This is a genomic window from Streptomyces altiplanensis, from assembly GCF_053591575.1.
Genome location: NZ_JBSFUB010000159.1, coordinates 1 through 10,255, shown reverse-complemented (window position 1 = coordinate 10,255; position 10,255 = coordinate 1). Strand labels below are relative to the sequence as shown.

General features: G+C 72.7%; 13 protein-coding genes and 1 pseudogene. 11 read left to right on the top strand and 3 right to left on the bottom strand.

Going from position 1 to position 10,255, the window contains the following annotated elements:
• Positions 1-185 precede the first annotated feature (185 nt).
• Positions 186-929 carry a YqjF family protein gene (locus ACWD0Y_RS34830; RefSeq protein ID WP_450264268.1) on the bottom strand — a complete coding sequence of 248 codons (744 nt, stop codon included), beginning with the start codon at positions 927-929 and terminating at the stop codon, positions 186-188.
• Positions 930-967: 38 nt separating this feature from the next.
• Positions 968-1,501, bottom strand: coding sequence for a hypothetical protein (locus ACWD0Y_RS34825; RefSeq protein WP_450264267.1), 534 nt, complete (start codon positions 1,499-1,501; stop codon positions 968-970).
• Positions 1,502-1,677: 176 nt separating this feature from the next.
• Between ACWD0Y_RS34825 and ACWD0Y_RS34820 the strand changes: the two genes are divergently transcribed.
• The 4 genes from ACWD0Y_RS34820 to ACWD0Y_RS34805 all read left to right on the top strand — a co-directional run bounded on the left by ACWD0Y_RS34820 (position 1,678) and on the right by ACWD0Y_RS34805 (position 4,340).
• Positions 1,678-1,974: a DUF6629 family protein gene (locus ACWD0Y_RS34820; RefSeq protein ID WP_450264270.1), complete on the top strand. Its 297-nt coding sequence runs from the start codon at positions 1,678-1,680 to the stop codon at positions 1,972-1,974.
• A gap of 109 nt (positions 1,975-2,083) precedes the next feature.
• Positions 2,084-2,629 (top strand): DUF1360 domain-containing protein, encoded by a 546-nt coding sequence (locus tag ACWD0Y_RS34815; protein WP_450264266.1) that lies wholly within the window; start codon positions 2,084-2,086, stop codon positions 2,627-2,629.
• 254 nt (positions 2,630-2,883) lie between these two features.
• Positions 2,884-3,375: a DUF2243 domain-containing protein gene (locus tag ACWD0Y_RS34810; protein WP_450264265.1), complete on the top strand. Its 492-nt coding sequence runs from the start codon at positions 2,884-2,886 to the stop codon at positions 3,373-3,375.
• Positions 3,372-4,340 carry a cytochrome c oxidase assembly protein gene (locus ACWD0Y_RS34805; RefSeq protein ID WP_450264264.1) on the top strand — a complete coding sequence of 323 codons (969 nt, stop codon included), beginning with the start codon at positions 3,372-3,374 and terminating at the stop codon, positions 4,338-4,340. The genes ACWD0Y_RS34810 and ACWD0Y_RS34805 overlap by 4 nt, the downstream gene beginning before the upstream one ends.
• On the opposite strand, the gene ACWD0Y_RS34800 is transcribed toward ACWD0Y_RS34805, so the two are convergent.
• On the bottom strand, positions 4,266-4,889 hold the full coding sequence (locus ACWD0Y_RS34800) for a hypothetical protein (protein WP_450264263.1): 624 nt from the start codon (positions 4,887-4,889) through the stop codon (positions 4,266-4,268). The genes ACWD0Y_RS34805 and ACWD0Y_RS34800 overlap by 75 nt on opposite strands.
• Before the next feature lie 161 nt (positions 4,890-5,050).
• Between ACWD0Y_RS34800 and ACWD0Y_RS34795 the strand changes: the two genes are divergently transcribed.
• From ACWD0Y_RS34795 to ACWD0Y_RS34765, 7 genes and pseudogenes are all read left to right on the top strand, one after another.
• Positions 5,051-5,878: a nucleotidyltransferase domain-containing protein gene (locus ACWD0Y_RS34795; protein ID WP_450264262.1), complete on the top strand. Its 828-nt coding sequence runs from the start codon at positions 5,051-5,053 to the stop codon at positions 5,876-5,878.
• Positions 5,879-6,187: 309 nt separating this feature from the next.
• The gene (locus ACWD0Y_RS34790) at positions 6,188-7,519 is read left to right on the top strand and encodes a UDP-glucose dehydrogenase family protein (protein WP_450264261.1); all 1,332 of its coding nucleotides are present in this window, start codon (positions 6,188-6,190) and stop codon (positions 7,517-7,519) included.
• A 208-nt stretch (positions 7,520-7,727) separates the two neighbouring features.
• Positions 7,728-8,246, top strand: a complete 519-nt coding sequence (locus ACWD0Y_RS34785; RefSeq protein ID WP_450264260.1) for an MFS transporter — start codon at positions 7,728-7,730, stop codon at positions 8,244-8,246.
• A 2-nt stretch (positions 8,247-8,248) separates the two neighbouring features.
• On the top strand, positions 8,249-8,392 hold the full coding sequence (locus tag ACWD0Y_RS34780; protein WP_450264259.1) for a hypothetical protein: 144 nt from the start codon (positions 8,249-8,251) through the stop codon (positions 8,390-8,392).
• Between the two features lie 591 nt (positions 8,393-8,983).
• A complete protein-coding gene (locus ACWD0Y_RS34775; protein ID WP_450264269.1) occupies positions 8,984-9,301 on the top strand; it encodes a MerR family transcriptional regulator in 318 nt (105 codons plus the stop codon).
• Positions 9,302-9,583: 282 nt separating this feature from the next.
• Positions 9,584-9,787, top strand: coding sequence for a cold-shock protein (locus ACWD0Y_RS34770; protein ID WP_006604711.1), 204 nt, complete (start codon positions 9,584-9,586; stop codon positions 9,785-9,787).
• 220 nt (positions 9,788-10,007) lie between these two features.
• Positions 10,008-10,255: pseudogene (locus ACWD0Y_RS34765) on the top strand (DEAD/DEAH box helicase); the annotation flags it as partial.

Genomic DNA, 10,255 nt, shown 5'->3' with positions numbered 1-10,255 from the left:
CTGGCTTCGGCGCCACAGCCACAGCCGGACCATCGCCTGCTGCGGCAGGGCACCCCCGCCGACCAGCAACGCCGCGCACTCGCCGAAGGCGGCTTCCGGGCGCTGACCGACCTGGTGACCGCCCAGGGCACCACGCCGTGACCGGCCGGGCCGGGCGGGAGCGGGCCGGCCGCGCCTTCGGGCGGTCAGTTCCGCGGCGTCCCGCGGGCGGGGCCGGTGTCGCGCCACCGCGGCCGCGAAGGCCCGATGCGCACCCGCCTCACACCCGGTGAGAAGTGCACCAGCGGGGCGTGGGAGGGCGCGGGCAGGCCCACCGCCGTCGTCAGCGACTGCGCCAGATCCTCGACCGTGCCGGTGTGCAGCGGCCACGGTGCGTGCTCCACCGGGGTGTCCCAGACCAGTCCGGCACGGCGCGTGAAGGCGTGCCACCGGGTGGTCAGCCATACGTCGCGCTCCGACGGCGTGACCGGCGCACCGCGCCGCACGGTCAGGCGGTACGAACCTCCGCCGCCCCGGCGTGCACCGGAGTAGGAAAAGGTCCCGCCGTCGCGTCGCAGACTCAGCGACCCCTGGTGGTACGGCGCCCCCACGGCCCTCGCGGCCAGCATGGCCGGGCAGGACACCTCGATCGTCAGGAACCACAACGCCTGGCGTCCGTCGGGGCCCCGGACGTAGGTCCGCAGGTTCGTCTCCAGGAAGCCGCCGAGGGCAGGGACGGAAGACGGGACTCCCGCCGGGCGTACGTCGGCCATCAGGAACGGCGTGAGAGTGACCCAGGCCGTGCCGCCGTACGTGTCCGCTCTCAGTCCGCCGGGCAGCAACGCCTGAACGTCGGCGGGCCGGTACGGCCAGTGCACGAACGCCTGGTCCAGCCAGTCGGCCCGCAGCACCCGCAGCCGAAGGCGCTGCTCCGCTCCGTACGAGACCATCGCTCACCCCCGTTCCGGTCTCCGCCCGGGGGACCGGTTCACCGGCTGTAGGTGTCGTCGCGGGGCGGCGGTCCGGCATGAGCGCGGCGGCCCGGACGCATCATGGCGTGGCGCTGCCCGGGCCCCGGGCCGGAGCGGGCGGCCAGGGCGTCGGCCACGGCCCCGGTGGCGAAGGCGTAGACCGTCTTGTGCAGCAGGTCCACCACCAGTTCCGAACGGGGCCAGGTCTGGGGCGGGGCGCCCACCCCCGTGGCGTTCTCGAGGATCTGGTCGTTGGTCAGCCGGACCACTGCGAACATCGCCGACGGCAACGGCCCGCGCAGCCCGGCGTGCGCCATGACCGAGCGGAGCACGCCGAGGAGCGCTCCTTGGCCGAAGTGCATGGCCCAGTTGACCGGATCCGGCTGGCGGCCGGGCCGCTCGGCCATACCGGTCAGGCGTTCCAGAGTGCGTGCCGGGACGTAGGAGTCGGGCCGGCCGGTCAGACGCTGCTCCGCCTTCTCGCCCACGGTCATCACCACCGTGCCGACCGCTCCGGCGACCAGGCCCTGCCACAGTGCGCGTTTCATCATGCGGTTGCGAGTACCCCGGGTCGCCGTGCCCCATCACCTGCCCGGCCCGGGAAGCACCCGCCTGCTGACCGCCTCACCCGAACGCTGGCGCCGGGCACCGGAGGCGCCGACCGGGAGAGCCGTACCGTTGCCCCGGTGAAGTCCGGTTCCGTCGCACGCCCGGCTGCGTACTCGGCCTGCCGCATCCGGCGCTGCTCGTCGCGGGCCGGCACCTTGCCGTCGTCGGCTCCCCGGTCGCCCTCGGGGCGGTGATGCGCGCGGCGCTGCGGCGGCTGGAATCCGTCTCCGCCCGGTGTGTGTTCGCGGCGGTGTGCTCGCTCGTCCTGCTCGGGTGGGCACGGCCCGCGCCCGGCGCGGCCTCCGCAGCGCTGCGTACACCGGCCACAGGGCTCCGGCGCGGTCCGCCGCGGTCCCCGCCCGGCACGGATCGGCACGTGAGTTGCGATGAGCAGACTGGGTACCCGGCCACCTAGGTGTCACACCGAAAAATGATCATAAGAGATCCCGCTCCGGGTACAGACCACGCTGGCTGCCCCTTCCCGGCGGCTTCGCACGGACCCGGCTGAACGGAAGGCGAAAAACATGGGTCATGAAACCGGTCTCGGTGGCGGGGTGCGGCTGCTCAGGAGCGTCCTGCGCCGTGAGCGCCACAACTACTCGGCCGGGGAGGAGCGCCCGCTCCCCGGCTACGCCGCTTCACTGGCCGCGTTCAGCGCCTACACGGCCGGGTGGGCGACTCTGGTCCGCCGCTCGGGCCGGCCGTTGCCCAGCCGCCCCGATCCCTGGGACCTGTTTCTGATCTCTGCGGCCACGTTCCGGCTGAGCAGGTTGTTGAGCAAGGGATCGGTGACCAGTCCGCTGCGCGCCCCGTTCACCGAGTTCGAGGGGTCGGCGGGCCCGGCAGAGCTGAGCGAGAAGAGCCGAGGGGGCGGGCGCAAGGAAGCGGTCGGTGAGCTCGTCACCTGTCCGTTCTGCCTGAGCGTGTGGGTGGTCACCACACTGACCGCGTCCCAGCTGCTCTGGCCGCGGGCGACCAGGACAGCGGCGGGCGCGCTCACCGCCCTGGCGGCAGCGGACGCCATGCAGCTGGCCTACAGCACTCTCGTCGGCAAGGCCACCAAGGCCTGAGCCGGCCCGCCGGCGCCGTAGCTGCCCCTCCGGCAGCTCCCTCTCCGTCCGAACGCGCCGGGGCAGCGGCTTCGGCCCGGCCCCACGGCCTGGCGCATCCGGCGCGGCCGCAGGCCCCGGCGCACCCGCCCGGCGTTCGGGGCACCCGGGACGGCTCCCGGAGCACTCCGCCGCATCGCCCGGTGCCCGCAGGTCCCGGCGCCACCACCGCCAGGAAGGCAGGCGCCACCACCGCCAGGAAGGCAGCAGAGCCCATGAGCGAACCGGTCCGGCCCGCCGTGCCCGACGCCCGCCCCCAGCCCCGCCGGTCGATGGCCGTCTGCGCGCTGATCGGCGCCGCGCTCATGGCCGCCGTCGATGAGATCGTCTTCCACCAGATCCTGGCCTGGCACCATTTCTACGACCGTTCCACGTCGTCCGTGGGACTGCTCTCGGACGGTCTGCTGCACACCGCCGAACTGCTGGGACTGATCGCCGGGTTCGCCCTGTACGCCGACCTGCGCCGCCGCCGCACGCTCGCCCCGGCGCACGCCCGGGCCGGACTGGTCCTGGGCATGGGGGCCTTCCAGCTCTTCGACGGTGTCGTCGACCACAAGCTGCTGCGCCTGCACCAGATCCGCTACGGCGTCGACGTCACCCCCTACGACCTGGCCTGGAACGGCGCCGCCCTGGTCCTCCTGGCCGTCGGCGGGGCCCTGGCCGTCCGTGCGGCGCGCCAGGCGCCCAGCGGGCGGGTGGCCGGGTGACACCGGCTCACACCCACCCCGCCCTGGCCGGCACGGACCCCGGACCGGCCCAGCTGCTCGCCGCGGCAGGCGCGGTACTGGCCGTCGCCGCCTACCTGACGGCCACCGCCCGCCTGCGCCGCCGCGGAGACGCCTGGCCCCTCCGGCGGGACGCGTCCTTCGCCGCCGGCGGTACCGCCCTGGCCGCGGCCGCCACGGCCACGCCGCCGGGCGGAGCGTTCACCGCCCACATGGCCCAGCACCTCGTCGCCGCCATGGCCGCCCCTCTGCTGCTGGTCCTCGCCCGCCCTCTCACTCTCGTCCTGCGCACCCTGCCTCCGGGGCCCGCCCGCCGCGGCCTGCTGGCGGCGGCGCACTCCCGGCCCGCCGCCTGGCTGGTCTTCCCGCCGCTGGCGGCCCTGCTGGACGTCGGGGGCCTGTGGGTCCTCTACCGCACCCCGCTGTTCGCCGCCGCCCACGACCGTCCCCTGCTGCGTGCCGCAGTCCACTTCCACGTCCTGGCCGCCGGGCTGCTGTTCACCTTCGCCGTCTGCCGGCTCGACCCGCTGCGCCGCCGCTGGAGCCTGCCCTGGCGCGGCGCCGCCCTGCTGGCCGCCGGTGCGGCCCACGCCGTCCTCGCCAAGACCCTCTACGCCGCGCCCCCGCCCGGCACCGCCTTCACCGAGGCCGACCTGCGCACCGGCGCCCAACTGATGTACTACGGCGGCGACCTGGTCGAAGCCGCGCTCGGCGCCGCGCTGGCGATGCAGTGGTACGCCGCCACCGGCCGCGCCCGGGCGGCCCGGGACCGGCGCCGCCGCAGCCCCGCCGCCGACCCGGTTCGCAGGCCCCCGCGGACCCGGGCGCGTACCCGGCCCGAAGCGGTCGCCGGCGCGCGTCCGTCCTCGTCATCAGGGGCCGTTCCGGCCCCCGCGCAGCTCCACTGTGGTGACGACGCGCGTGAGGGCGGGGGACCGGGGGACTGAACCGAACCCGAAGCGCACGGGGGGATCGACCGGGGCGAGCGGACCGAGACCGTTTCCCCCGAAGGCGGCCGAGGCGGCGGTGACCGGCCGGAGATCCAGCGCGCCGTACCACCCCCGGCGGCCGGGGCCCGAGCTGCCCCGGGTCCGGACGCCGGGCAGCAGCCGGGCGGGAAAGTCCACCAGCGCCGCCCACGCGGGCCGGGCGGCGAGCGGCCGGGGCACCGCCCGCAGCAGCAGCCCCAGAGGGCCCCGCGCGCCCACCGTGAAGCGCAGCTCCAGCGGCCCGGCTCCGACAGCCCAGGACGTACCTTCCACGCTCACCGTCACCGGTACGACCCGCACCTGGTCAAACGTGTACACGCCGGCGACGAAGTCGCCGATCGGCCGGGTCGGTGCGAGGAGGAGACGTTCGCCGTCGGCCCGTTCGAGCATGACGTCGCTGAACGGACCGAACGGCGACCGGATCCAGTGCCCGAGCACCACCCGGGTGCCGGAGGAGGTTCCGAGACCGGCGATCCAGCCGTCGAACTCCAGACGTGTGCCTTTCACAGCGCATGAATGCCCCGCCGCCGACGCCGCGAAGCTCGTACCATGCGCGCATGGGCGTTTCCTGAGCACGCGAACTCGGTCCGAGACCAGCCGCCCGGCAGCACCTGCCGGGCCCCGTCCGTATGCCATGCCTTCGCGCGACCTCAGGAGAGACCAGACCCATGCCCCGCATTTCGCCCGCCCCCGCCCTGGACCGCCGCATCGAGCGGCTGCGTGAGATCGCCCGGTCGGACCAGCGGCTGGACGGTGTACTGCTGTACGGGTCGTGGACCCTCGGCGAGGCCGACGCCTACTCCGACATCGAGGCGTACCTCTATGTGCGGGACGCCCACGCCGACGACTTCGACGGCCGCGAGTTCATCGAGCGCCTGGCCCCGCTGAAGCTGGCCTACACCAACATGTACGGCATCCTCGCCGTCGTCTTCGACGACCTCATGCGCGGGGAGTTCCACGTGGAGCCCGCCGGCCCCGGCATCAAGGAAGTCCCCTCCTGGCGCGGGCAGGTGCACCTGCCCGATCCCGGCGCCGCCGTCCTGCTCGACCGCAGCGGGCGCCTGACCGCGGCAGCGCGCCGGCTCGCCGACTTCCGGCCGCCCGAGCCGGTCACCACGGCCCAGCAGCTCACCGACGAGCTCGCCAACTGGACCCTCATGCTCGCCCACGTGCTGGCCCGCGGCGAGATTGCCCGGGCCCACGCCCTGCTGCACAGCGTCATCGCCCCGCAGCAACTGCAGCTGTGCCGACTGCTGCGCGACTCCACGGCGCACTGGCTCACGCCCAGCCGGGCCCTCGAAGACGACCTGCCCGTGTCCGACCGCGACCGCTACACCGCCACCACCGCCCCCGCGCACCAGGAGGCGGTGCGTACAGCGGCACAGTGCAGCTGGCAGTGGAGCCGCGACCTGGCCGGCGAAGCGGCGCAACGGTGGGGCATCGGCCTGCCGGTCCGGCTGCACCAGGAAATCGGCGCGTTCCTGGCCCGGGGCTGACCGCACCACCGGCTGGGCACACCGCGCCCGTGACCGACCGCGGGCGCGGCCCCCGCGCTGCCGCCGTGCACCGGATGCGATCACCGCTCTGTTGGGGTGCTATGAGGGAAGCGGGCCGGAGTGACCTTTCCCGGACCTGCCACAGCAGCATCTGCTCAGCTCCGGCAGGTCCCGCCTGCCGGGGTTCCCGCGGTGGGGCGCGGTGGCGCCCCGCACTTCCCGGCCCGCTTCCGGACCCGTGCCGCCGGCGCCGTCCGGGTGCCTTCCACGGGCTGTCGGCGCACCGCCGCACAGAGGAGGTGGTCGGTGATGCGAGTAGCAGTCGTCGGGCAGGGTTACGTCGGACTGACGGGCGCGGTCGCGCTGGCCCTGCAGGGGCACAGCGTCACCGGCGTCGAGCAGGACCCCGGCCGGCTGCGCACACTGGACGCGGGCGAGGCGCCGGTCTTTGAACCGGGACTGCCCCAGCAGCTGGCGGCCGCGCTGGCCACCGGGAGGCTGCGATTCACCGACGGTCTTGCCGGGAGCCACCGGCGGGCGCCCTTCGACACCGTGCTGATCACCGTGGGCACACCGCCCCGGTCCGACGGGTCCGCGGATCTGTCCCAGGTCACAGCCGCGCTGGAACAGGCCGGGAACCTGCTGCCCCCTCCCCGGGTGGTGCTCAAGTCGACCGTGCCGCCCGGCACCAGCAGCAGACTCGCCGACACTTGCCCGTGGCTGCGCGAGCGTTACGCGTACAACCCCGAATTCCTCAACCAGGGAAGCGCCCTGGAGGACTGGGCCGCCCCGGCCAGAGTCGTCGTCGGCACCTGGAGTCAGGGCAGCGAGCGGGCGCTGCGTGAGCTGTACGCGGGGGTGACCGGGCCGTGGGTCGTGACGACCCCCACCAGCGCCGAGATGATCAAGTACGCGAGCAACGCCTTCCTCGCCATGAAGATCAGCTTCTCGAACGAGATCGCCCGGATGTGCTGCGGGCCCGACACCGACGTCGACCAGGTCATGCAGGGCGTCGGTTACGATCCCCGCATCGGGCACGCCTTCCTCCAGCCGGGCCTGGGGTACGGCGACTCGTGCCTGCCGAAGGACACGGCCGCCCTGGCCCACTGGGCGAGCGGTGTGGGCATACCGGCGCCCCTGCTGCGGGCGACGATCGCCGTCAACGACGCGCAGGCCGGCCTGGTTCTGCAGATCCTGCGCACCGAACTCGGCGGCGCACTGCACGATGCGACGATCGCCGTGCTCGGCGTGCGCTACGAGCCGTGGAGCGACGATCTGCGGGCCGCTCCCAGCCGCACCGTCGTCCCGGCGATTCTCGGTGAAGCGGCCCGGGTACGGGTCTGGGACCCGGCCACCGACGCGATGGCCGTCGCGAGGCTCTTCCCGGCCGCGGATGCCGTACCGGATCTGTCCGACGCGCTCAGCGGCGCGCACGCCGTCGTCCTGCTCACGGAATGGCCGCAGGTGATCGAAGCGGACTGGCCGCGGATGGCCGCGCGGCTCGCCGGGCCGCGCCTGCTCATCGACGGCAAGAACTGCCTGCCCCCCGAGCGGATGGCCGGCCTGCCCGTCCGCTACCGGAGCATCGGCACCAGGGTGCCCGCCACGGCCACGACCGCGGAACCCCAGCTGGAGGCATGAGCCGGTGGCGCGGACAGTTCCGTCATTCCGATGACGAGGAGAGCGTTCAGGTGAAGCAGTCGTCCGCGCAGGACCGGGGCCCGGAGCCTTCGGCGTGGGCGCCCATGCGCCGGCCGGTGTTCCGGGCCCTGCGGATCGCCCAGCCGGCGGCCAACACGGCACCTGGACGCAGACGGTCGGGGCGCAGACGGTCGGGGCGCAGTGGCTGATGGGCGCCATGGTGGTCTACGCGGCGACGATGGCGGTGAGCGGTCTGGTGCCGTCCGCGCCGGTGGCCGCCGCCGCTCTGATCGGGTCCGGTCTGGCCTGGGTGGCGGTCCTGTCGACGCTTTCCGCCTCCGCGCAGGTGCTGCTGCCCGCGTGCGCCCGGACCCGCGGACTCGCCTGTTACCGGCTGGTCTTCATGGGCGGGCAGGCGCTGGGCGGCGTGGGCTGGGGCATCGTCGCCGACCGGTTCGGCGTGGGCACCGCGTTCGTGACGTCGGCCGCCGGCCTCCTGGTGACCACGTTGGTGGGCAGGCGGACGCTGCCGATGCCCGCAGGCCCGGTCGATGTGCGCCCGGCCCAGGTCTGGGCCGGACGTGCCCGATGTCGCGATGCCGGGGCGGGACACCGGGCCCGTTCTGGTCACCGTCGAATGGCGGGCGGACCGGGAGAGCGCCGAGGCGTTCATCGAGGCGATGCGGCCGGTGGGCATGTCCCTACGGCGTACGGGTGCCTCGCTTGATCATGGAACGGGGGACCGAGGTGGACCAGGAGCTGGAGGCGCGGGCCCTCGCGCTGACCCGGCCGGGCCACAGACCGCGCGTGCGGCACATGATCTGGACGTACGCCTCCGGCCGTGACGAGGAGCTGTCCTCCTTCCCGCCGTGACCCGGGAGGCGCTGGAATAGCTCTCGCCGCACAGTCGAGAAATCTGTCGTGGCGAAGGTAGACATCCGGTCGCTCCGTGGCTAGAGTTTTTGATGTAGCCGACGAAGTCAGCACAGCGCACCAGAGGCGAAGACGAACTGGTGCGAGCAGTACACGGCACGGCAGTGGAGTCCTGAGGCCAGGAAGTGCGTGAAGGTCTCATGGCTGACTGCCGGGCCGGGCGGTCCCAGGGCCGCCGGCGGAACCGCACGAGGAGCGGTGAAGAAAGACAGATCGATCAGCAAGAGAGGAGTCGACGCCATCAGGATCGCCTGAGCGAGGATCCAGTTCGCTCAGGTACCGCAGGCCCCGGATTGGAAGGTGGTCCCCGGTCAGGCATTCACGATCCACGCATCTCCGGCCTCTTCGGCGGACATGCGGAAGAACAAGAGTCGGCGCCAAGCGCCGATAGATGGTGTTCAACCCTTACGGGCCCCGGTGCTGCACGGCACCGGGGCCCCTCGACGCGTCCCGTGAGAGGTGCAAGTGACCCCAAAAACCACACCGCAGACCAACAGCAGACTCGACGACGACGACTATCCCGCCTACACCATGGGGCGGGCGGCCGAGATGATCGGCGCCACCCCCGGCTTCCTGCGGGCCATCGGTGAGGCCCGGCTCATCGCGCCGTTGCGCTCCGAGGGCGGTCACCGCCGCTACTCCCGCTACCAGCTGCGCATCGCGGCCCGCGCCCGCGAACTCGTCGACGCGGGTACGCCGATCGAGGCCGCCTGCCGCATCGTCATCCTGGAAGACCAGCTCGAAGAGGCCCTGCGCCTCAACGAGGAACTGCGCAAGGCCGGCGCGGAGGCGGACGAGTCTCCCGGCCCCGGACCGGAAGGGCGGACGCGGGCCGACGGGCGTAATTAATATCTGTGACCGCCGCAACAGAAATTAGCGCAATGCGCGACCAGGATTTACGGGCTTCCCGGCCGAACGATATTACTTGCCGCGCTCCGATCCTTGAGTCGTGCTACGGTAAATGCCAGTTGCAGTTGTGGTTCCCGAAGACTTCAAGTGTTCTTGCCTGCCGTTCGTGTCGGCGGGCGCACTTTTATATTTCCGGTGCTTTTTTCCGGAGGGGCGATCATCGCGGCGACTCGGGGCTCGCACAGTGCGGGCCCCTGGGCACTGCCCCGAAGGAGATATGACATGGCTACTGGCACCGTGAAGTGGTTCAACGCTGAAAAGGGCTTCGGCTTCATCGAGCAGGAGGGCGGCGGCGCCGACGTCTTCGCCCACTACTCGAACATCGCCGCCCAGGGCTTCCGTGAGCTCCAGGAAGGCCAGAAGGTGAACTTCGACGTCACGCAGGGCCAGAAGGGCCCGCAGGCCGAGAACATCGTTCCCGCCTGACGCTGAGGCGTACGACGTAGCTGGGGCCCGCACCTTGGGGTGCGGGCCCCAGCTCGTTGCTTTTTGAGGGCTCGCCCGTGCCCACGACATTACGGGCGGACATTTCCCTCTCCCGGAACGGGGGCAGGGTCGTATTTTCTTGGCTCGTTACTGTAATTCTCTGCACTTTCCGTCGCTGCCGGGAATTCCTTGATACGTGCCGCATCGAGGAAGGTTCTGTATGAACCGCACAGCCCGCTCCAACGGCAGCTATTCCCGCACCCGCACCGACGGCTCGAACCGTGGCGGCTTCCGCTCGCAGGTCCCCGGCCGTCAGGGTGCTCCGAGCCGTTCCGGTGGTTACGGCCGCCGCCCGGCCGGTCTCCAGGGGGAATTCGCCCTGCCGGTCAGCACCACGCCGGCCCTGCCCGCGGTCGAGACCTTCGGTGAGCTCGACATGCCCGCGCCCCTGCTGGCGGCGCTCGCCGC